At 45.6% G+C, this 23,450-nt stretch carries 17 protein-coding genes and 1 tRNA gene; all 18 read right to left on the bottom strand.

The features are described 5' to 3' along the window. Window positions 1-35: 35 nt before the first annotated feature. Complete coding sequence (locus EXU85_RS33795) at window positions 36-536, bottom strand: NADH-quinone oxidoreductase subunit C (RefSeq protein WP_142776297.1); 501 nt, start codon at window positions 534-536, stop codon at window positions 36-38. Window positions 537-620: 84 nt separating this feature from the next. Continuing rightward, a complete protein-coding gene (locus EXU85_RS33790) occupies window positions 621-1,166 on the bottom strand; it encodes an NADH-quinone oxidoreductase subunit B (RefSeq protein WP_142776296.1) in 546 nt (181 codons plus the stop codon). A gap of 81 nt (window positions 1,167-1,247) precedes the next feature. Further along, window positions 1,248-1,619, bottom strand: coding sequence for an NADH-quinone oxidoreductase subunit A (locus EXU85_RS33785; protein ID WP_142776295.1), 372 nt, complete (start codon window positions 1,617-1,619; stop codon window positions 1,248-1,250). Window positions 1,620-1,824: 205 nt separating this feature from the next. Then, window positions 1,825-4,008, bottom strand: coding sequence for a T9SS type A sorting domain-containing protein (locus EXU85_RS33780; protein WP_142776294.1), 2,184 nt, complete (start codon window positions 4,006-4,008; stop codon window positions 1,825-1,827). 184 nt (window positions 4,009-4,192) lie between these two features. Further along, complete coding sequence (locus EXU85_RS33775; protein ID WP_142776293.1) at window positions 4,193-7,168, bottom strand: sialate O-acetylesterase; 2,976 nt, start codon at window positions 7,166-7,168, stop codon at window positions 4,193-4,195. A gap of 59 nt (window positions 7,169-7,227) precedes the next feature. Beyond that, a complete protein-coding gene (gene obgE, locus EXU85_RS33770; RefSeq protein WP_142776292.1) occupies window positions 7,228-8,232 on the bottom strand; it encodes a GTPase ObgE in 1,005 nt (334 codons plus the stop codon). Window positions 8,233-8,241: 9 nt separating this feature from the next. Continuing rightward, window positions 8,242-8,823 (bottom strand): adenylate kinase, encoded by a 582-nt coding sequence (locus EXU85_RS33765; RefSeq protein ID WP_142776291.1) that lies wholly within the window; start codon window positions 8,821-8,823, stop codon window positions 8,242-8,244. A 171-nt stretch (window positions 8,824-8,994) separates the two neighbouring features. Next, window positions 8,995-10,776, bottom strand: coding sequence for a tetratricopeptide repeat protein (locus EXU85_RS33760; protein WP_142776290.1), 1,782 nt, complete (start codon window positions 10,774-10,776; stop codon window positions 8,995-8,997). An 89-nt stretch (window positions 10,777-10,865) separates the two neighbouring features. Next, the gene (locus EXU85_RS33755) at window positions 10,866-11,798 is read right to left on the bottom strand and encodes a PstS family phosphate ABC transporter substrate-binding protein (RefSeq protein ID WP_142776289.1); all 933 of its coding nucleotides are present in this window, start codon (window positions 11,796-11,798) and stop codon (window positions 10,866-10,868) included. After that, on the bottom strand, window positions 11,791-12,012 hold the full coding sequence (locus EXU85_RS33750) for a hypothetical protein (protein ID WP_142776288.1): 222 nt from the start codon (window positions 12,010-12,012) through the stop codon (window positions 11,791-11,793). The genes EXU85_RS33755 and EXU85_RS33750 overlap by 8 nt, the downstream gene beginning before the upstream one ends. Before the next feature lie 7 nt (window positions 12,013-12,019). Beyond that, window positions 12,020-12,844 carry an energy transducer TonB gene (locus EXU85_RS33745; protein WP_142776287.1) on the bottom strand — a complete coding sequence of 275 codons (825 nt, stop codon included), beginning with the start codon at window positions 12,842-12,844 and terminating at the stop codon, window positions 12,020-12,022. Between the two features lie 4 nt (window positions 12,845-12,848). Beyond that, the gene (locus EXU85_RS33740) at window positions 12,849-13,385 is read right to left on the bottom strand and encodes a biopolymer transporter ExbD (RefSeq protein WP_142776286.1); all 537 of its coding nucleotides are present in this window, start codon (window positions 13,383-13,385) and stop codon (window positions 12,849-12,851) included. A gap of 55 nt (window positions 13,386-13,440) precedes the next feature. Further along, window positions 13,441-14,067, bottom strand: coding sequence for a biopolymer transporter ExbD (locus tag EXU85_RS33735; RefSeq protein ID WP_142776285.1), 627 nt, complete (start codon window positions 14,065-14,067; stop codon window positions 13,441-13,443). 73 nt (window positions 14,068-14,140) lie between these two features. Further along, the gene (locus EXU85_RS33730; RefSeq protein ID WP_111346203.1) at window positions 14,141-14,977 is read right to left on the bottom strand and encodes a MotA/TolQ/ExbB proton channel family protein; all 837 of its coding nucleotides are present in this window, start codon (window positions 14,975-14,977) and stop codon (window positions 14,141-14,143) included. Window positions 14,978-15,576: 599 nt separating this feature from the next. Beyond that, window positions 15,577-15,650, bottom strand: a tRNA-Pro gene (locus EXU85_RS33725). Window positions 15,651-15,715: 65 nt separating this feature from the next. Then, window positions 15,716-18,310 carry a zinc-dependent metalloprotease gene (locus EXU85_RS33720; RefSeq protein WP_142776284.1) on the bottom strand — a complete coding sequence of 865 codons (2,595 nt, stop codon included), beginning with the start codon at window positions 18,308-18,310 and terminating at the stop codon, window positions 15,716-15,718. Between the two features lie 120 nt (window positions 18,311-18,430). Beyond that, the gene (locus EXU85_RS33715) at window positions 18,431-20,836 is read right to left on the bottom strand and encodes a M1 family metallopeptidase (protein WP_142776283.1); all 2,406 of its coding nucleotides are present in this window, start codon (window positions 20,834-20,836) and stop codon (window positions 18,431-18,433) included. A gap of 24 nt (window positions 20,837-20,860) precedes the next feature. After that, entirely contained in the window at window positions 20,861-23,251 is a 2,391-nt protein-coding gene (locus tag EXU85_RS33710; RefSeq protein WP_142776282.1) for a M1 family metallopeptidase, read from the bottom strand. Window positions 23,252-23,450 lie beyond the last annotated feature (199 nt).

Below are 23,450 nucleotides of genomic sequence, written 5' to 3'. Positions count from 1 at the left end.
TCCGTGCTTTCACTCGTTCGCTCTTTCGCTAGTTGTTATCGTCCAAACAATGCATCAATTTTATCTTCCCGTGTACCGTCTTCGAGCGGATACTCTTTACGCATGGGATGATAATCCATTTCCTCCATATTCAAAATCCGACGTAAGTCAGGATGCCCGTCGAAGATAATACCAAACAGATCGAACGTTTCTCGCTCCATCCAGTTCGCACTGGCGAATAGAGATACCATCGTTGGTATATGCACATCATCGGCAGTAAGATAGACCTTGATCCGTAAGCGGAAATTATTGGTCAAACTGTGTAAATGATAGACTACACAGAACTCCTTACCAGTCGAGTCAGGGTAATGAATCGCGGTAATATCTGTCAGGAAGCCAAATTGTAACGTCTGATGACCTTTCAGGTACGTTACCAAAAGAATGATCTGATCGCGGCTGGTTGAGCAGGTTAGCAGGTCATACGGATCATCAAAGTCTGTAACAGCCTCGCCAAACTGGTTAATAATTGTCTGCGCAACTTCTTCGTTGGTCAGCATCGTCAATGAGTGAGTGAGTGATAAGTAAATTGGTAGATGCTATAGTCGACTCTGGTCGTATAGATGCATTTACCAATCTTCCATTTATTGAATACTATAGGAACTCAGTAATTTCTGATACTCTTCGGTATTGCGCCGGCGTAGTGACTCATTCTTTGCCAGTTCCTGTACTGCAAGTACACCATCCAGAATCTGTTCTGGGCGAGGAGGGCAACCCGGTACGTATACGTCAACCGGAATAATGCGATCAATGCCCTGCAAAACACTATAAGTATCGAAAATGCCTCCACTAGAAGCACAGGCACCAATGGCAATAACCCAGCGAGGTTCGGCCATCTGTAGATAGACTTGCTTTACAATAGGGCCCATCTTTTTGGCAATGGTGCCTGCCACAAGCAACATATCTGCCTGACGTGGAGAGAAGCTGGGGCGTTCAGCACCAAAGCGGCCTAAATCGTAGTGTGAGGCCATGGTTGACATAAATTCAATACCACAGCATGAGGTTGCAAACGGCAGGGGCCAGAGCGAATTTGCCCGAGCCAGCCCAATTATTTTATCAAACGAAGTAGCCGAGAAACCTGGGCCATCATAACTCGCGGGGGCTTCGGCCAATTTAATGTCTGCTGCCATAAAAAACACGGTCCGCCGTTGCGGTTGTAGTTAGTTAGTATAACAACGAATAAATATGCTCTAAAATTCATTTGTTAGGGCCTATTCCCACTTGAGAATACCCTTGCGGATGATGTAATAGAAGCCTGCCAGGAGTAAACCCATAAACAGGACCATTTCAACAAATCCGGTCATGCCCAAGCCCTTAAAATTAACTGCCCAGGGATATAAAAAGATCACCTCCACATCGAACAGGACGAATAGGATCGCAATCAGAAAATACTTAATAGATATTGGGGTGCGTGCATCTCCCTGTACTGGGATACCACATTCGAATGGATCATCTTTTTTCTGGCTATGACGTTTTGGCCCAAGAGCATGGGTAGCAATCATGGTTGCCACGATGAAACCAATAGCTAAACCAAGCTGAATAAGCACCGGCAAATAATCAGCCGGAACATAAGTTGTGTTCATACAATGAGTTGAGAAGACCGGCGCAAATGTAGCGATAAAACCAATAGACTCACGATAGCGAGTCTACGTTACTCTACACTAAATATGACTCAAAGATACGACAATGGCTTGTTTAACCAATGCCTGATACAGAGACTAAACCAGTAGAAAACACCAAAAGCCTTTCGGTACCGAAAGGCTTTTGGTGTAAAATGCGTGGAATTAATTATCGATTAATAATAATCCGTCGGGAAACATCAAAACCCGCCGAACGAACCCGAACCAAATAAATGCCTTGTGACAGACCCGAGAGGTCAATGGATTTACGTTCATCGAGAATTGGAACCTGAGTTGAGAAGAGTTTTTGCCCGCTCAACGAGAACACGTCAACATCTGCGTTCTTCAGGTTTTCAATCGTTTCAATCGTAATGGTCCCCGTTGTTGATGGGTTTGGGTAAATACTCAGCCCCCCGTTTGATCGGTCAAATGTAAATGCCTTAGGGGCACTGTAGTCTGAGTAGCAGGTTAGATTATTCCCATTAGAAAGTGTAAATGTTGTTTTGGCACGAGCCGAATAGTTAGCGGATACAACCACTTTTACAACAGCACTGGTTTGCGGAATTACTTCTCCACCAGCTCGTCGCCAATCGAATAAATCAGGTTGGCCACCTGTTGGTGTAGGAAGCACGGCCTGTAAACTATAGGCACCAATTTGTTCAATACTGGGTGTGGGAACCTTGGGCCGTACCGTTAGGCTAACAATTGCTGGTTGAACAGATTTACAACCATATACATTAACAGCCTGTAAAGAATAGTTGCCGGATTTTGTCAAGGCAATCGTTTTGCTAAGGGTACTTGTCGTGCTCAGACTCCATAAACCTGTACTGTTTGCAGACGTATTGGCAATGAGTGATAACGTTGAGTCCGCACAGATTTGCTGCTGATTATCAACTACTTTCCCTGGCTGACTGGCTAATGAAATAGTTGGGGTTGCTGGCTGAATTGGGCTTTGTACCTCAATAGCAGGCGACAGATACGTATTCCCGTTTCTATCTTTCAACACGGCTCTATAAAGTCCCGGTTGGTTAACCGTAATTGTCTGTGTTGTCTGGCCAGAATTCCATGTATAGGATTTGTACGATCCGGGTAGACTTAGGGTCAGGTTACTATTGGATGTACCACAAGTAACGGCAATGGCTGGCTGAGGTAAAGGTGGCAGTGGCCTTGAACTGGCAAAAAAAACAGCGTTCAGGCTAGAAAACCAAGCTTGTGCTAAATCATTCAGGCCTTTATCTCCTGGATTGTTTGTTGACCGGTTACCGAAGTGAACAATATCAAAACGGGGAATTTGAATGTTATCAGTAAATGGGCCAGCAAAAACATTGTTGTTATAGGTGTTTATAACATCGTTCTGTGCTTGAATAATATCCTGACTTACCTGCCCATCATTATACGATGATCTTGCCAGAACCCAGGCTGGGTAACGCTCTGTATCCGCACGGGTTTTATTGACTATGTATTGCATATTATCCGCATAGTCTTTTCGGCTGGAATGTAGGGGTACATTATCTGTTTCGCCCTGTTGCCATAACACTGCACGTAGACCCTGAAGAGAGCAATAGTAGCGAAGGGCAATTACTAGATTAGCATAGGGCATGCCAACCGGAAAGTTTTCGTCGGGAGTGCCAATCGCAAAAATATTTTTAGCAAGTAGGCCATCAGCGCTGTCATGCCAGTTTTTAATAATTGTTGCTGACCAGGCAGTATTGATAAACAAAACCGGAACGCCGTACTGCTTCACAATCAGATCACCCAAAACGCCCCAACACCAGGCACTCTGCCCACGTGGCCCAATAATTGATGTAGCACTAAGCTGTTGAAAGGTTGGAGCTGGAGGGTCAGCAAGTGAGTTAGCCGTAATGTTATCATACGATACGCAGTTAACCCGATCATCAGCTGCTCCCAAAGCGCCATAATTCTGAAAGCCCTGTGCGTTCGACTGGCCAGTTATAATAAAGACTTCGCCAATACCAACTTTACGAACAACGTCTGTACCAACCGCTTTACCGCCAACAAATGCCTGTACTTCTAGGCGATACCATCCTCCTTTTGCGCGCACTGAACCTTGGAAAATTCCACCTTGTGGATTTCGCTGAATAGTAACCCATTCCGTATTTAAACCCTGCCCATTTTCTTCTGCCTGAACTCGTGCCTGAACACTATCAATGGGTTGATAAATGCTACCTGACAAATAGATTGTGCTGGTATTATCATTTTCACGTTGAAATATTGCCCTACTTTCTGGGTAGGTAATTTTGAGTACTTGACTGCTAGTCTGGGCAGTGGTTCTTGAGCTAACAGCAACCAGCCCCAACGTTAGCAGACATACTAGAAAATAATTGTTGTTCATTTGGTATCTATCAATAACTCTCCCTTTTCTGTTAGTGGTGGTGTTGACCTTAACCAATAACTCATGCAAAAACCAGACCGCTCTTACTAAGCGCTCAGCAGTTCATCTGCCAGAATTTACTATCCCGGTAAAATGCAAATTTAAAGCTAGTTTCTATGATTGAACGGTTATCCTAGGATTAATATTACAATCCTAGGATAATTCGCTTGGAAACATCGAAGTCTGCAGCCTGAACACGTAAAATATAGGACCCCGATGGCATGCCTGTTAGTGTTAGCTGTTTCCGGTCGTCGAAGGAAGGAACGCTGGTTGTTAGTACTACCTGACCAGTCAGCGTATAAATTGTGAGCACAGCATTAGTTAGATTCTCGCGGGTCTCTACGATTAAAATTTTATCAGGATTTGGGTTCGGGTAAACGCTTAGGCCTTTATTATTTACATCAATGGTAAACGAAACGGGAGCCGATGGAAGAGAAAAACAGGTTAACGTTTGCGAATAAATAATAGAAGAACGGGCGGTATAAGTACCTGACTGGTTGGCTTTAATAGTCGCCGATTGAACGGCGAGCGAATCATTATCACGACGCCAGCGAAATAGTGTACCATTCGTTGAGCTAACTGCCTCAAGGGTATAGGTACCAATAATATTCACAGTTGGTGGCGGTGGAATTGGTCTTAACTCTACCGTTATTGAGCCAGATTGTGCCGAAACACATCCATTCACATCTCGTACTTTAGCTGAGTAAGTTCCTGCATTTGCTGTTGTAATTCGTTGTGTTGAATCCCCCGTACTCCAGAAAACCGTATAAGGACCGTCTACGCGCAATGTAGCCTGACTACCTTCGCAGATAATAGGAGATGGGTTCGCTAGTATGACTGGCGTAGTGGGCAGGGGGTTGACTTTAACAACAATTATGGGTGAATAGGAAGATAGGCAACCATTTTGATCCTGAGCCTGTACCGCATAATTCCCTGATGTGCCAATCGTAATGGATTTGTTGGTTTGTCCGCTTGACCAAACTACATCAAATGGACTATTTGCTATCAAGGACACACGATTACCATCACAAAATGTAGTTGCTCCGAGTGGTGAGATAGTCGGTACATCTGGCAAAGGGTTTACTTTAAGTGTAATGATAGCAGACTGCTCAGATGTACAGCCAAACTGATTCTGAGTGCGAACGGCAAAATCTCCTGATTGATTCAATGTGATACTTTGACTCGTCTGCCCGTTGGTCCATTGATAAGCTACTTCTTGCGGAGCTGTTAGGGTAATTGTCCGGTCTGCGCAGAAGGTTGTAGGGCCATTAGTTGAAATAACGGGTTTAGCGGGTACTGGATTGGCTGTAACTGCAACCGTATTAGACGTAGCAGATGTACAGCCATTTTGGTCGGTCACGGTCAGGAAATAAGAACCAGAAGATCCAATAGTCACTACTTTATTTTTCTGGCCGTCGCTCCAGTTATATTGAACATTATCGCTACTCGCTCTTAAGGCTGTATTATCACCCTGGCAAAAAGTAGTGGGCTTATCATTTGTAATGGCAGGTGTAGCTGGCAACGAATTGACTGTAACATTTAGCGTATTAGACGTAAAATCGCAGCCACTTACGTCTCGATAACGAATATAATAGGCCCCTGCCGTCGTCGTAGAAAGTGTACGTGTGGTGGCAACGGTTGTATTCGTTTGTTGATTCAACCATATAACATTATCATAGTTAGCCGTCAAGCCTAAACTACTACCAATACATACGGATGGAGGGCGATTGTCTACCACTGAAGCTACGGGCGCATCCGATACACGTACCTGGCTAGAGTAAAATGTATTACCTAAACCATCTTTAATTTTAGCTCGATAGATACCTGCGCCTTTAGTGATTGTACTACCTGATTCTCCCGATTCCCATTGTACAGTTGGATAATTCCCATTGACAGTCAGTGTAAGTGTGTTATTGCTAGCACAGGCAACGGATATTGTAGGGGATGGGGACGCACTTATGGGGGGGGCACTTTGGAAAAATGAATCAGTTAAACTGTTATTCCAGGCATTCGCTATGTCAACAAGGCCATCATAATCGAAGTGTAAACCTTCGGGATCATTAAGGGGAGCACGTTTTCGGGGAACTTGAATTATATCGCTGTTAGGTCCTGCAAATACGTTTGGCGTAGAGCTAATCACTTGGTTTTGAGCTGCAATAATAGCCTCATCAATACCTCCAATAAAATCGCCATAACTAACCCGTGCTACAACCCAAGCCATATTCTTATTGTAATCCTGACGAGCCTGGTTGATTACGGTTTTCAGATCGTTAACGTAAGAACTGGTTGATGTATTAATTAAGTTGTCTGCCTCACCCTGATGCCAAAGTACGGCTCGCAGGCCAAGCATATTTGCATAAAATTGCAGCGAAATCTTAAGATTGATATAGGGTTGACGTCCTGGGTAAGGATCTCCATTATAAACCCCATAAGCTGTACCTCCTTCAGGTGCACTTTCACGCCAGTTTCTGACGGCTGTTCCCGAAAAGGCTGCGTTAAAAAATAAAATGGGTACTTTTAGACGTTTGGCTAAAATATCACCTAGCTGTCCCCAACACCAGCTACCTACTCCTCTCGGGGCAATTGTAAAGTCTGTTGTATTATCTAATAATGTAAAAACGGGTGCTGGGGGATCATTTGGGAAGCCATTACTAGGATATAAATAATTCACACAATTGACAAGATCATTCCTGGGGTTAGGCGAATTCTGGTGCACGCCTTGCCCGTTAGACTGGCCCGCCACAATAAATACTTCACCGATTCCTACGCGTTCAACAGTCGTTATAGTACCTACCTGTTGGTCACCATTCATTCCTCTGACATCGAGATTATACCAGCCACCGGTTCCTGTCAGATCACCGGCAAAGACTCCACCTGCTGGGGTATTCTGGATAACTTGCCAATCTGTTGACGTGCCCACGCCATCTCGAGCCTGTAGTCGGGCTTCAATTCGTGTGACAGAGGATGTGTAATATCCAGTAATTCGGATGGTAGCCTGATTAGAATTATTTCGCTGAAGAATGGCTCGGGTTGTGGGGAATGAAACCTGAAGTTGCGCCTTTACCGATAGAGATATCAGAAGTAAAAGCACTGTACCGTAAACCTTGAGAAAATAGTTCATAATAAGTGAAAACGCGACCAGCCGAACTGACGGATAACAGATAGACCAACATTAGCCTATCATACTGGCTCAACAGTCGTCAGATTTTGCCAAATAATATCTTTTAACTCATCCAAACCTCGTTGACTAACCGAGGAAATATAGGTAACAGGTACTTTTTTGGGCACACTATTTTTGATTTGTGCTAAAGCGTCGTCATCGACCAGATCAATCTTGGTAATGGCTAGAATACGAGTTTTATCCATCAGTTCCGGATTAAACTCGCGTAACTCGTTCAATAGTGTGTTATACTCCTGCCAAATATCTTCGCTAGTGGCTGGGATTAAAAATAGCAGTATCGAATTACGTTCAATGTGTCGTAGAAATCGTAATCCTAAGCCTTTACCCTGCGATGCTCCTTCGATTATACCGGGAATATCGGCCATCACAAATGACTTATAATCCCTATAAGCTACGACCCCTAAATTAGGAACAAGGGTTGTAAACGGGTAATCTGCAATTTCAGGTCTGGCAGCGGATAAGACGGATAAAAGGGTTGATTTGCCCGCATTAGGGAAACCAACTAAGCCCACATCAGCTAATAGTTTTAGCTCTAATATGACCCACTCTTCTCTACCTGGCTCTCCCGTTTGAGAGTAATAGGGAGCCTGTTGCGTCGATGACTTGAAATGATCGTTGCCGAGACCACCTCTTCCACCCGGAAACAGAATAATCTCCTGCCCCTCTTCCGTGATTTCAGCAAGTTTAGTGCTTGATTCTGGATTACGAGCAATAGTGCCAAGGGGTACTTCTAAAATAACGTCCTCGCCTTCAGCTCCGGTTCGTCGTCCCCCTTCGCCTGCTACACCATTGCCCGCCTTAACATGTTTACGGTATTTAAGGTGCAGAAGGGTCCATAGCTGGGAATTTCCACGAAGAATAATATGGCCACCTCGTCCGCCGTCACCCCCGTCAGGTCCACCTTTAGGGACGTGTTTTTCACGGCGAAAGTGGACAGATCCAGCCCCTCCGGCCCCTGAACGACAGTTTATTTTTACGTAATCAATAAAATTTGATGAAGCCATAACTATCCTTTACCTCGCTACCGACTCCTCAATTTTTTGGCAAATTGCTTGAAAAATATCGTCAATATTACCTATGCCGTCGATAGCTGCGAATTTTCCCTGTTGACTATAATAGTCAGCTACGGGCATTGTTTCTTTATTGTAAACACTTACACGTCGGCGAGCAGTTGCCTCGTCTCTGTCATCAGGACGGCCAGATGTTTCACCTCGTTTTAGTAAGCGTCGAATCAGCTCCTCATCATTAACAACCAACGCAATCATAGTTGCAATGGGTGCCTGATAATGGCTAAGCAATTGATCAAGGGCTTCTGCCTGAAGAACAGTGCGCGGAAAGCCATCGAAAATAAAGCCTGGTGCCGACTGATTTTCGCGTAGTTTGTTTTCAATCATGCCAATTACTACCTCATCGGGCACTAATAAGCCTTGATCCATTAATTGTTTGGCTCGAAGACCTAGTTCTGTACCGGCTGCAATTTGCGATCGTAACAAATCGCCCGTTGATAAGTGAACTAAGTTGTACTTCTGAATAAGTTTTTCGCTTTGGGTACCTTTTCCGGCTCCTGGCGGGCCAAACAGTACAAGGTTAAGCATCGGCGTCTCTGGGTAGTGTCGTGTAGTCGAAAAAAAATTGCGCCCGCAAAGTTACGATACCCTCGGGAAAATAATAGCTATATTCATTGATAGTCACTCGCTTTATGCCAGGAAATGAAAAAAGCGTAGGTGTCAAACCTACGCTTTTCTATTTTTAAGTCAGAATTTCTGTTATTTATCGGCTACTTTCTTTTTTACTGGTGCCTTAGTGGCAGGGGTAGCCGCTGGTTTTGCTGGTGCAGCCGCTGGTTTAGGACCTTCCAACGCTTTCTTCACATCAGCATCATTCGGGTCTAATTCCAGTACCTTGTTAAAATACTCCTTGGCTTTTGCATCATCCTTTTTAGCCAGATTATAAGAGGCTAAAAATTTATAAGATGTTATCAGGTTTTTCTGATAGCTCTGTTTTTTTGCCGCATCCGTTTCGGCATTTGCCAGCTCAATGAACTTTTCGTAAAAAGGGACAGCTGCACCCGTTGAAAGCGATATCGCAGATGGATATGCATAGTACGTTGACTGACCACGGTAGTAGTAGGCTAGTGGATACGTTTCGCCAGCAGTTTTTTCAACCTGTTGTGCCATTTGAGCAAAGGCAGAATCAGCACGTAAGAAATACGTCTGGCGTCCTATACGAATCTGAGCCGTATCCATTGGGGCAGCTGTAGTATCACGCCCAACCCGGAAGCCATATTGATAGTTGGCTAAGCCATTGAACAGGTAATCATTGTTCAGAGGCTTCTTGTCGTTCTTGATTGTCTTGGCATAATACTCGGCAGCCTTATCATATTTTTTATCGTCGTAATACGTCTTAGCAATCTCACGATACAAGTTTTCGGTTGTATCCTGAGGTGCGGCTTTTTCCAGGTTCATGATACCTAATGAATCGCCCTCGGGGGTGCCGAGTTTAGCTTGTGCACGACCCAGGTATTTATAGTCATCAACCATTACTTTTTGAGGAGCTGTCGAGATAAAACGATTCAACGCTTCAACTGCTTCCTGATTCTTCCCTAAAGCAGAATAAGCCCAACCGTACATCCGATCAATAATAGGGTTGTTTATTTTCCCTTTTAGCTGATCCAGGTAAGTAACAGCGCCCTGGTAATCCTGAGCTAAGAATTTGTAACGAGCAACGTCAAGTAGCAATTCAGGATCGGTTGTGCCACTTTTCTGGATAAACAACTCATAGTTAGTAGCAGCCGCTTTATATGCCCTTGAATTTGCTAATGCATCGGCATAAGCACGATAGGTAGGCGAAAACTCGGGATCATTCTGAATAGCCAGTTTAAAAAATTCCTGGGCTTTTGCGTAATTTTTGCCACGAAGGTATAAACGACCAATTTTATAATTAGCCTCTGCCAACGTTGGTTTAGCCGCCAATGCATTTTCATACTTCGTAATAGCGTTACCACCATCATTTTTCAGGAAGTAAGCATCACCCATGAGCATTTCGATCTCATCCTTATGCTCCCCCTTTTTGTCTTTTTCCTGAGCTAATGTTAATAATCGAAGTGCTTCTGCAGGGTCATTTGTCTGATCAGACAAGGTGTACATTTCGCCAGCTCGGATTAAGACAGCCTCATCTTTGCTTTTAGTTTGTGCAACAGCATTATCAATAAGCGATTTAGCTGTGCTACGGTCTTTTTTTGCCAGTGCAACGCCAGCCAAACCAACGTTATTTAACTGGTTTTTAGCATCGGCAGCGGCTCCTTTCTCAAAAATAGCCTTTGCTTTATCAGGTTGACCGCTTCTGAGGTAATAATAACCGAGGTAAAACTGATTTTCAGCCGTGGGCGAACTTGTGGCTAATTTTGTTAGCGTTTGTTCTGCCTTAGTATATCGCTCAGCCTCAACATCCTGTAAGGCCGTTTGGAGATCCTGCGCCACTAAAGGAGTCGTCATGGTCGCCCCAACGAACAGGATGGTCAATAGCGACTGCTTCTGGTTGTTCATCATGTACTTCAAGTTGGAAATGAAAAAAAGGTTATGTGCTAATTAAACAATTGACAAAACTAAAAAATTGCGATTAAACCAAAAAAACTTCCTCATTTTGTCAGGTTAATAACCCGATCGTATGGCGTTCTGGGCCAAAGCCCCAATTTACGAATGATTAGAGAACCTGCATCCCGAGCTATATAATTAATTAGCCCTCCTCCTAAGCCTGGATGCGTTTCGCGGCTTAAGATGTAAACAGGTCGCCGTAAGGGATAGCGCTGCATGCCTAAATCTTCCTGAAAGGGTTGGAAATAGTCATCCCGTTTCGTTGGATTTTCCTTATCCGAAACACCCATTACACGGAGGTCCTGGGCCAACTCAACGGAAAGGGGTTCATCACTATCACTAATCCAGTTAACACCAATAAAACCAAGCGCCGACGGATTCTTACGCACAAAGTCTATAACCTCGCGGTTTGAATGAGTGGTAAATATTCGTAAGTTCTTTACGTCCTTGACATTAAAAGTTTTTAATACAAACTCCAAATTACTGGAATTGTTATTATCAAAGACCAATGTAATAGGACTATTTTGATTGCCGCCTTTGAGCTGCCCCCATAATTTTAGCTGCCCATTAAAAATACGTTTTAGATCCGCCATTGTAATCAGGCTATCTGTATTGGCTTTGTTGATAATGAGTGCTACGCCATCAGTAGCAATTTTTTCAGTCGCTCCCTTTATTTTTCGCTGATCAAGGATCGCACGTTCATTAGGCTTCAATACACGTGTCGTGAATACAATCCGAGCACTATCTTGAAGCATCATATTGATGGCTTCCTGCTCAGGTTTAAAAACAATTTTGAAATTAGTATTCGGATAAATCCCAGAATAGGCCGAGACCAACTGCGTTACGAGGGGTTGAAAGGATTCGTCGGCAGCAACAACAATACTACCCTGCGATGGATTGTCCAGAGGTGGTTTACCATTGCCGCAGCTCATTAAGCCAACTGCGAATGCCAGAAGTGCAAGAAGTCGATTACTCATTTTCCTGAAAACGTAGATAAGCCCGATAAGCCCGGAAAGCTCCATACAGTAGTAGCAGTATTCCCATCCCATATCGAAATGGTCCGGTTTCAGGCAACATCCCAAAAGACTGAGAGGAGGCAATCAGTGCGATGCCTCCTCCCATGTATGCCAGCGAAGCCAAAACTGAAATATACAGCGTTAGCCGTGCTGGGCCACTATTTTGTCTGCGCATAGATGAATTATTCCAGCGTAAAGTTAATAGGCAGGTTATACTTTACCCGAACAGGACGGCCTGATTGTTTACCAGGGCGCCATTTAGGCATGCCTTTCACTACACGTTGTGCTTCTTCATCTGTACCAAATCCTAGCCCTTTCAAGACTTGAACGTCCTGAATACTACCATCGGTATTAACTACGAAGCTCACGAATACGCGGCCCGAAACGTTAGCCCGTTGTGCAGCAGCCGGGTACCGAAGGTTTTTGCTTAGGTACTGGCCAAGTGCTGCCATACCACCACTAAATTCTGGCTGTTGTTCTACTACCGTAAAGATTTCTTCTTCTTTCGGAGCAGCTTCAACGGCAACTTCTACCTTGGTTGGAGCGGCTGTAGCTTCAGGAGCTGCAATAACTTCTTCAGCATTTGGGTCACCTTCCTGCGTTTTTTCGGCAGCTACGGCTTCCTTCAGTTCTTCAACAGCTGGCGGTGGCGTTTCCTCCGGTACTTCCTCATCCGGTTTTACTTCGGGCGGCAAGAACTTCACCGTGTTCACCTTCGGTAATTCTACCGGTGGTGGTGGCGGTGGTGGTGGCTCATTAGGATCAATAGGTGGAGGAGGGAGTTTCATCAAATCCACTTCCACCATTGCCTGCTCCTGTTTCTCTGGAGTTAAAGCACTAATGATTGTAGGAGAAAGCACACCAAGGGTGAAGAGTACACCACCAATAATGAGGGCGCGGGTTACAGCCTTAGGGTATGATTTCCGTAAATCATAGGCACCATACGCTTTATGTCGGTTAGCAAACACGATATCATCGAGTGTTGCATTTGAATCGATTTGTGCCATGGTGTTATATGTCTAATTTTACTTTGTCTTTGAGAAGCTTTTTCTCATCGGGAGTCAATGCGTCCACAAGGGCGTAGCGCTTTAGCTTCGTAATAGCCATTTCATCCAATACGTCAACCATATTTTTGTAGGTTGATTCTTTGGTTGGTTTAATAACTACCACAAACTTTTCGCCACCTACCTTCTTCGCATTTTCTGTGAGTGCCTGCCGAAACTCGTAGCCATAGCCAACGGTTTTCACTTCAGGGTCTTCACCAGCTGCTTTACCGAAAATGTAGTGCGCCTTGTTATCTTTCCCTAGAAAGATCGTCATTACGTTGGACGCCTTAATAGGCTCCGTTTCTTCCTTTTGTGTTTTATCCGGCACGTTGAGCGTCATCGAAGATGGCTTGCTCAGGGTAGTAGCGAGAATGAAAAAGGTAATCAGGAGAAATCCCAGGTCAACCATGGGCGTCATATCCACGCGGGTTGACGCTTTTTTTGACCTGACCTTACCACCATCATGCTTACCACCACCACCGCCAGTGTTAATTTCTGCCATGTTTTCTTAACAGATTCTCGTGGTGAAAATGAATTTTAATTGCAATCGCTACGAGTTAATCAGCTTTCCAGCCTGCTGGAGGAGCTTCTGTCCCCGTAATCAGGTTGAATTTATTGATATTCTGTGCTTGTAGCGTAGCTAATACGTTCTTGAATTCGGGGAATTTGGCGAGGTTATCACCTTTCAGCGCAATTCGAAGACCATTGTTAGCCTTACGGGCATTGTAAACCCATTCTTTCAACTCGTTTGTTGGACCTGCACCCGTCGAGTCTGTTGGAATACCTGATTGTTTTACCTTAGCCTGTTGCTCTTTGGGCAAATTCAGGTAAGATTTCAACTGGTTAATTGGTAATCCAAAGTTCGACATCAGCGAAAATTCCTTCTTCTCGTTGTTTGTGAAGGTAAGCCCTTTAGCGGCAGCAATGTTATCCAGCATGGCAATACGGTTTTGCGCATTGTCGATACCGAAATACACTTTGCCATCCCGACCAAGACCGATAGTCATAATGTCACTATCAGGGACTTTGATTCCAGAGATGGACGAAGGCGTTTCAATAGCGGCAGCATCCTGAGACCTAAACTGAGCCGTTAGGATAAAGAACGTCAGCAACAGAAACGCCACATCGCACATCGCCGTCATATCCACTGTGGAACTGGCGCGTTTTATTTTAACTGCTGGCATGAGTTATTTTGTTTCTTCCTGCCCGAACGAGTCGGGCAGGTTGGTTAAAGTACATCAACTGTGCAAATTCGGCTTAATAGTGAGCCGCAAAGTTCTGCTGAATGCTCAGGCCGATCTCATCAATGTTATAGGTCAGCACGTCAATACGGCTTGTGAAATAGCTATACATGATCGTTGCGATAGCAGCCGTACCAATACCCAGAGCTGTGTTTACAAGGGCTTCTGAAATACCAGTTGAAAGCGCACCTGTGTCAGGCTGTCCTGTAGCACCCATGGCTGCGAAGGCCCGAATCATACCAAGTACAGTTCCGAGCAGAGCAATCAGGGTAGAAACCGAAGCCAGCGTAGCAATGATGGTTAGGTTTTTTTCCAGCATTGGCAATTCGAGCGTTGTTGCTTCTTCTACTTCTTTTTGCAGCGCTACTAATTTTTGTTCTTTGTTCAGTTCGGTATCGGTAGCTAATTGTTGGTATTTAACCAGAGCGGTTTTTACAACATTACCGATCGAACCTTTCTGACGATCGCATTCCTGAATGGCGGCTGCTACTTCGTTACGGTCTAGTTGGCTTTTAATTTTCCGAACGAAATCGTCAATTGAACCTGAGCCATTGGCCCGGCCAATCGTGATGAAACGCTCGATCGAGAATACCAGCACCGTCAGAAAACAGGTGAACAGAATTGGTACGATAAATCCGCCCTTGTAAACGGTACCGAAGTAGTCGCCTGGGAGTGGTTCTTTCGTGTTGTCACCTTCCTGAAAGTGGCTGCCATCACCGAAGACGAACATGTACGTCAGAATACCGATAATCAGCAGAATCGGGATCACTAACGCGGGGTTTAGGCCACCTGATGACTTCTTTTTTGGTGCCGGTGCTTTGGCAGGTGCTGGAGAGGGAGTTTGTGTTTTCATTGGAACTGGACTGTAGGGTTAAAATTAAAAGTTGGTTTACCCGGTAAAAAAAGTGAAAAATTTAGACTCTTTCGGTTCGTCCAGCTAAAAATTTAGTAGAAACACCGTCGAACCTCCACAAAAATATGTGTTTTCCGCCAAAAACCACACAATTCTATATGTCAAATGTTTCACTCGTATTGTAATCCAGCAATAAATACTTGCACATATCCTTTCTTCTCTACTTTATTTTCGTTGGAGAGCCACCAAGCTAAAGCCTTGTTTTTCAACTAACGTACATAAAGCCCTTTTTAATCGGCTGGATTGTTGACTGATTATAAAGGTGGGGCGTTGCTCATAAAATAATTGTTAAGATTGTGAAGAGACGTTAACAGACTTTGCTTGTGCCTCGCTTTTGTATAGATGCAGCAGAGTGAGTGATTCCATAATCACCTCCAAAAAAATATAGAAAACGTAGTTGGGGTGATCTATTGGCTAAAAAGATGTAAGGGTCGGCAGGAATACCTCTAGGGGAGTTGAGCGACTGACTTAGGATTATTTATATAATCCAGTAAAAAAAGAAAAGGAGCCACGTTGCCGTAACTCCTTACTTTTAACTGTCGGGAAGGCGGGATTCGAACCCACGACCTCTTGCACCCCATGCAAGCACGCTACCGGACTGCGCTACATCCCGAATGGGTGTGCAAAAGTAGCGAAGTATAGGTAATTGTCAAAAGATTTGACTGGATAAAATGGCTATTATCCCCGTCTAGGATTTAATGCGTTGTCGATACGGGCTAGCACATCGCTTAAATGATACCGGCTCATCTTATCGGTTTGCCGGGGAATAGCTACCTTGATACTACCTCGTAGGTTAACTAATTGGGCTCGTACCTCAGACATAATATCGGATTTACGAACATCGGCAATCGGACCGGCATTATAGCGGAAACCGTTACCCGCAAATCCGGCCGCTGGGGCAGTCGCAGGTGAGGGCGTTAACATCGAAATTAATTTCTCCGCATATACTTTCTGAAGGTTCCGACGATACACATCAATGGAATGTCCCGCCTTTAACTCCCGCCAGATCGATAACTGTAGGTCTGTCATGAACTCATCCAGACTGTATGACTTGGTAGGTCGGCTACTGTTTTCAATCAGGCGTGTTAGTCGGCCAATGTCCATTAGGCTGTTCAGGGTGGTTTCCTGCAAGGTTCGCAAATAATCAACGCCTTGATCTGGACGGACAAGTTGCATGATTTTAGCATCTAGCAACCAGGCTGGTGTTTGAAACAATTGTTGATTCAGGAAGGCTACAGCGCTTTTCTGTAGCCCGCGGGGCGTTGGCTCATACACAATGCCAGCCTGGTCGTATGTATGAGGGGTTTCATATACTCCCCCTATATACTTAGTCACATGGCCCATATACCGTCTGTACTGTCCGGCAATCTCACCATACATTTCCCGTAACTTATCGTAATCTTCTGCTTCTTCGCCCGTCCATTTGGTGAGATTTGGTAGAATTCGTTTTAGGTTTTTAATGCCATATGTACTGGCAATCATGGCATTGTCGCCTAAATCTTCGCTTTGTGAACGTGGATCAAGTGGGTTTGTTTCTGTACCAAACCAATAACGTGGATCACCAACATGTTTTTTTACCCACTCATTTAAGATCATCTTATCTGCTTCGGGTGTTGGGGTGTCGTATATTGGTTTATAGCCCCACTCGATAGCCCATATGTCGTAGGTGCCAATACGCGGAAATAAGTCTGTGATACCATCTTCGGGCTGTGCTACGTAGTTGAACCGGGCGTAGTCCATGATAGATGCCGTATGTCCGTATTGTTTAATAAACTCTTTGTCACGCAGCTTTTCAACGGGTGTAGCATGGCTGGATCCGTAGTTGTGTCGTAACCCAAGTGTGTGCCCTACTTCGTGCGACGATACAAACCGGACCAGTTGCCCCATTAATTCATCGTCAAATTTTGGTTTGCGTGCTCGAACATCTACCGCGGCTCCCTGTACCATATACCACTTCCGCAGCAGGTTCATCACATTATGATACCAGCCGATGTGACTTTCGATGATTTCACCCGAGCGGGGATCGTGGACGTTTGGCCCGTACGCATTTTCGATATCCGATGCGAAGTAGCGAATCACCGAGTAGCGGGCATCTTCCAGACTAAGCGTTGTATCTTTATTATCCCAGTCTTTAGCGATAATCGCATTTTTCCAGCCTGCTTTTTCAAACGCAACCTGCCAGTCGGCAACGCCCAACTTCAGGAATTTTCGCCACTTAAGGGGCGTGGCTGGGTCAATATAATAGACGATGGGCTTGCGCGGCTCAATGAGCTCACCGGCTTTCTGACGCTGCATGTCAGCCGCATTTTTGGCTTCCAGTTTCCAATGGACAGCAAATGTTTCATCTTCTGTTCGCTGCGATGCGTCATTATATACCGTGTAGCTATTGGCGAAAAAGCCGACCCGACTATCGAACAACCGTTTCCGCATGGGTGTACGGGGTAGCAGAATCATGGATGTGTTAATCTCCATCGTCACCGCACCTGCTTCATTACCAACGGGCAGAGCTACTGTGGGCAGTGGGGATGGTACGGGCGATGGTACTACGGGTGTTGTATTGACTGTGAACGTTTTCGTTACCATCACCTCGGTATTAATCGGATACGATTTGATGCGTTGCACAAATGATCGCTCTGGGGATAAGGCTGTTAGTCGGTAACGGTATTTTGTAATTGGATTAATTGAGACCACCTGATTATCTCCTTTGAAAAAGTCAGTTACATCAATGACGGATGCCGCTACACTGTCTTTACGAATTGCTCTTATGTCGAAAGCGGCAGCAATGGGCTCAACATTGGAATTCCGAACGGCCTGCGAAATGGGCAACGTATCATTCCCTACATTGATGTAGCTCACAACCCGAAGCAAGATTTTTTTGTCTGGGCCCCGTTCCCAGCGTAATACCTGCCGGTTGGCCAGTTCTCCGCCGTAACCTGCTCCGGTGGGTGCTTTGGCAATACGGGTGATGGCCATAAACTCCCGACCTAATAACGTGTCCGGAATTTCAAGATAATACTTTTCGTCGACCCGATGGGCGGTAAACAAACCCCTGCTTGTCTGGGCTGCTGCCGTAATTACCTCACGGTAAGGTTTCATAGGCACTTTCGGCGCTGCTACAACTGTTGTTGCGGTGGGTGTTGCGGTTGTGGCACCGGGCAACGTCATGGTTGGCGATGAAGGTGAAGTTGGTAAAGGAGTTTGGGCCTGTACACCTAAAATGCCAGCAAGGCTGATCAGTGTAAAAAGAGCTAGAAACGAAATAGAGATTTTCATTATACTAGTAAAAGTCTGTAGTTTAATCTGTTTGTACAGTTTAGTGATCCAACAAAAAGCGGTCTTTAACTTAATCGTCAAAGACCGCTTTTTACGGTATTCGTATTTAGGATTGCTTGGTTAGTTCTTTCCGCTACCCTGGGTGGCCGGTGGCTGTGTAGCCCGCCGTTGCTGTTGCATTGGGTTAGGTCCCTGTGGACCAAAACGCTGCTGTTGTTTGAACAACTGGAAACGAGTTGGGGCAGCCACTCGGGGGAATGAGTTGTTTTCGGCGTCTATATCGGCAATTTCCTGGAATGGGTCGAGCGTCCACTGCGTTACTTTTTTAGGAGTAGCAATGACCTTTTTGATCGACACATCGTTGAAGCGCCAAATCTCCGCCGGGAAGCGGGCCACCGAATCCGTACCATCTTCAAACTGCATCCGAATAATAACCGGCATTGGTATACCGCCTTTATTTTTCAGCGATAACGTATAGAAGTTGGTTCCTGCATTTGTCTCAAGCGTTTTGCGCTCTTCGTCACTCAACGTAGCCAAATAGTCCTGGTATTTCTTTTTGTCAGCATCCGTAACCTTATACGGATCATAGTTATTATAGAAATCCTTCATGGTCGAATCTTTGGCAACAACCGTTTCGGCCTGGGTGGCGGCATCACGTTGCTTACTGATGGTTCCGGCCCGACGTTGCGCTTCAGCGCGAGCGGCTGCTTTGGTCACTTCAGGATTGCCCGAGTCAACCTGGAACCAATCTACTTCGACTAAATCCTGATCGACAGGTTCAACGCCGTAGAACCAGCCTTTCCAGAACCAATCCAGATCAACCCCCGATGCGTCTTCCAGCGTACGGAAGAAATCGGCTGGCTCGGGGCTTTTGAACGCCCATCGGCGAGCGTATTCTTTAAAGGCGTAATCGAATAACTCACGACCCATTACAGTTTCGCGCAGGATATTAAGCGCCGTAGCTGGTTTCGCGTACGCATTTGGCCCAAGGCTAATTACGTTGTCGGACGACGTCATGATGGGCGACAGGACCGATTTGTCAGACTTCATGTAATCGACAATGTACTGTGGCTCGCCCCGGCGGCTTGGGAAATTATAGTCCCATTCTTTTTCGGCGAGGTACTGGCAGAAGGTATTCAATCCCTCATCCATCCAGGTCCACTGGCGTTCATCGGAGTTAACAATCATGGGGAAGAAGTTATGACCCACTTCGTGGATAATTACCCCAATCATGCCTGCTTTCGTTTGCTCTGAATACGTCCCATCCGCTTCCGGGCGGCCACCGTTGAACGAAATCATCGGGTATTCCATACCACCACCTGCCGTGGCATGGCATGAAATAGCAACAGGGTATGGATATTTGATGGTGCGATTGCCGTACGATTTCAGGGTATGCTCAACCACGCGAGTTGAATATTGTCCCCATAGTGGATTGCCTTCTTTGGCGTAAAACGACATAGACCAGATTTTGTGCCCGTCGCCGTACACATCGGTCTGCATAGCATCCCAGATAAACCGGCGGCTGCTGGTAAACGCAAAGTCACGGACATTAGATGCCGAATAAACCCATGTTTTCTTGCCTACTTTATCGCTTGGTTTGGTTTTTAGTGCTGCCTCGGCTTCTTCCTGTGTTACAATAACAACCGGATTTTTCGACGTAGCCGCCTGGGCTAAACGTTTCTGTTGCGTAGCTGAAAGTACTTGCTTGTAGTTTTGGCATTCGCCGGTAGCGCCAACAACGTGATCACTAGGGGCGGTAATGGCTACTTTATAATTGCCGAAAATAAGCGTGAATTCGCCCTGACCCAGGAACTGCTTGTTCTGCCAGCCGTTTACGTCGTTATAGGCGCACAAGCGGGGGAACCAATGGGCAATGAAGTAATTATAATTACCGTCTTTTGCGAAAAACTCCATGCCACTACGACCGTAGTATTCGGTAACGAAATAATTCCAGTCTACATTAAACGAATAGGTCCCGCCGGGCTTGATGGCTGTTGGCAGATCAACCCGCATCATTGTCTGGTTAATGGTATATTTCAGTGCAGTACCTGACTTAGCATCTTTAACGGCCGTAATGTGGTAGCCATATTTATCAGACGCCTGCTGACTACTCCGTTCGCGAACGGAAGTCAGATTTTGCAACTGAGCGAAGCTCATGCCGCTTTCGTTTACACCCCCCGTTCGGGTAACACTACCGATAGACCCTTTGGCAAACAGATTCTGATCGAGTTGGAGCCAGATGAAAGGCAGCTCGTCAGTTGAATTGTTATGATACGTAACAGTTTCAGAACCAATAATTTTTTGGTTGGCATCGTCCAGTTCAACCTTAATATCATAGTCGGCGCGGTTCTGAAAATAATCTTTACCCGGTGCGCCAGATGCTGTACGGAAGGTATTGGGCGTAGGCATCATGGAGCCAAGCTGCTCGAAACGCGTGTTTGCGTTTTGAGTAGGGGCCGTTGGTACCTGAGCGAATGAGGCCACCGACCCAAAGACCAGGCTAGCCATCAACACTAGTTTTCTCATAGTTTATCAGAAGTTAAAACTTTGTTAGTTACGGCCGCTACCTTGTTTAGCCGGTGTAGCCGGTGATTGTTGACGTTGTTGTTGCATCGGATTGGGCCCTGCACCCCCTCCACGCTGTTGTTGTTTAAATAATTGAAAACGACTAGGCTGTGCTCTCGGTGGAAAAGAATTGTCTTCCGTATTAATATCGGCTATTTCATAGTAGGGATCGAGTGTCCATTGCTTCACTTTTTTGGGTGTAGCAATAACTTTATTAATGGAAACGTCATTGAAACGCCAGATTTCTGCCGGGAAGCGAGCTATCGAATCTGTACCATCTTCAAACTCCATCCGTACAATTACCGGCATTGGAATACCACCTTTGTTTTTCAGCGACAGTGTGTAAAAATTAGTGCCTGCTTCGGCTAATGCCCGTTCTTCGGCCGATAACGTAGCCAGGTAATCCTGATATTTCTTTTTATCAGCATCCGTAACCGCATAGGGATCGTAGCTATTGTAGAAATCCTTCATGGTACTGTCCTGCGCCACAACGGTTTGATCTTTGCTCAACGCATCACGCTGTTTGCTAATGGTATTGGCTCGTTTTTGGGCTGCTGCACGCGCTTCAGCTTTGGTGATTTCCGGGTTTTGCGAACTTGCCTGGAACCAGTCAACTTTTACCAGGGATTGGTCAACGGGTTGCACACTGTAGAACCAGCCTTTCCAGAAGAAGTCCAGATCAACCCCCGACGCATCTTCCATCGTACGGAAGAAGTCGGCAGGTTCGGGCGTTTTGAATGCCCACCGACGAGCGTATTCTTTAAAGGCGTAATCGAATAACTCGCGACCCATAACCGTCTCCCGGAGAATATTCAGGGCCGTAGCAGGCTTGCTATAGGCGTTTGGTCCAAATGTATTTCTGGGAATATTGTCCGAACTGCTCATGATGGGAACCTGTAGAGTAGAGTCCATACGCATGTACGGAACAATAGACTGAGGATCGATGCCCCGTGCGGGGTAGTTCGCATCCCACTCTAAACAGGCCAATCCTTCCATAAAACTATTCAGACCTTCGTCCATCCAGGACCACTGGCGCTCATCGGAGTTGACAATCATAGGGAAGAAGTTGTGACCTACTTCGTGGATAATCACCCCAATTAGTCCATTCTTTGTGCCTACCGAATAGGTGCCATCGGCTTCGGGCCGTGCCCCGTTGAAGCTGATCATTGGATATTCCATACCACCAACAGGCCCGTGGACCGAGTACGCTACCGGATAAGGATATGCAATTGTCCGGCGTGAGTAGGAGAGAAGCGTATGCGCCACAAGCCGGGTTGAATATTGGCCCCAAAGTGGATTTCCTTCTTTCGGATATAGCGACATAGCCCAAACCCGTTTCCCTTCTACGTTGGGTTGTAGGGCATCCCAGATGAATTTTCGGCTACTGGCAAAGGAAAAATCACGAACATTATCTGCTTTGTAAATCCAGGTTTTAGTACCGGTTGGTTTGCCTTTTTCGGCGGCTTCGGCTTCGGCCTGGGTTACGATAACCACTGGATTTTCGCCGGGCTTATCGCCTTTCCCTTTGGCTTCATTCCACCGCTTTATTTGCGTGGGCGTTAATACCTGGATTGGATTCTGCAACTCGCCGGTGGCGCCCACAATATGATCGTTCGGTACGGTTAAGGCTAGTTTGTAATTGCCGAAGATTAACGTGAACTCGCCCTGTCCTAAGAATTGCTTGTTCTGCCAGCCTGTTACATCACTATAAGCACATAAACGTGGAAACCACTGAGCTATTTCGTAGATGTAATTGCCGTCTTTCGGGAAAAACTCATAGCCTCCCCGAGCGCCAGTACTTCTGACATCTACGATTTTGAAATTCCAGTCAACAGAAAATGTTACCGTCTTACCTGGGCCTACGGGCTGAGGCAAGTCAATACGCATCATGGTCTGGTTGATGGTGTATTTAAGGGGTTTACCAGCCTGATCGCGCACGGCTGTAATTTTGTGGCCGTAATCTTTAGCCGCCAGCGTTGGGCCAGCACTGATCTGTTGGAAACTTGCTCCTTGTTCGCTGATGCTACTCGTCTGTGTAGTTCTGCCATCAGCATCTGCCCGGAACGTGTTTTGATCCAACTGAAGCCAGACATAAGGCAATATATCTCCTGAGTTATTGTGATAGATGATTGTTTCTGAGCCCGTTATTTTTTGGTTGGTATCGTCAAGAGTAGCTTTTATATCATAGTCAGCACGATTTTGAAAATAGTCTTTACCCGGTGCACCAGAAGCCGTACGAAAGGTATTAGGGGTGGGCAGGATCGGGCCAAGTTGCTCGAAACGCGTATTGGCACGTTGTGTTGGCGGAGGAGCCTGAGCCTGAGCAGACAATAAGGGAATGGCCAAACTCGTCAGCAGCAAAATTATCTTTTGCATAAATTGGTTTATAGTTGTTGATTAGCGTGGTAAAAATACGAAAAAAGAGGTTCTGTAATTGGCATTATGAAGAATGGATTGTAGACAAGTTTGTCTTTTGAGAAGGATTGTCAAATTAGCAGGATTTGTGTCCGCATAAATCAGATAGACCTACCCCAATAGTTTCTCTATTCGTTCACGAACGAAGGAGTGTATCCAG

The sequence above is a fragment of the Spirosoma sp. KCTC 42546 genome (assembly GCF_006965485.1).
Lineage (GTDB): Bacteria > Bacteroidota > Bacteroidia > Cytophagales > Spirosomataceae > Spirosoma.
The sequence above is the reverse complement of the archived record's forward strand: the minus strand, read 5'-3'. Positions and strand labels throughout refer to the sequence as shown.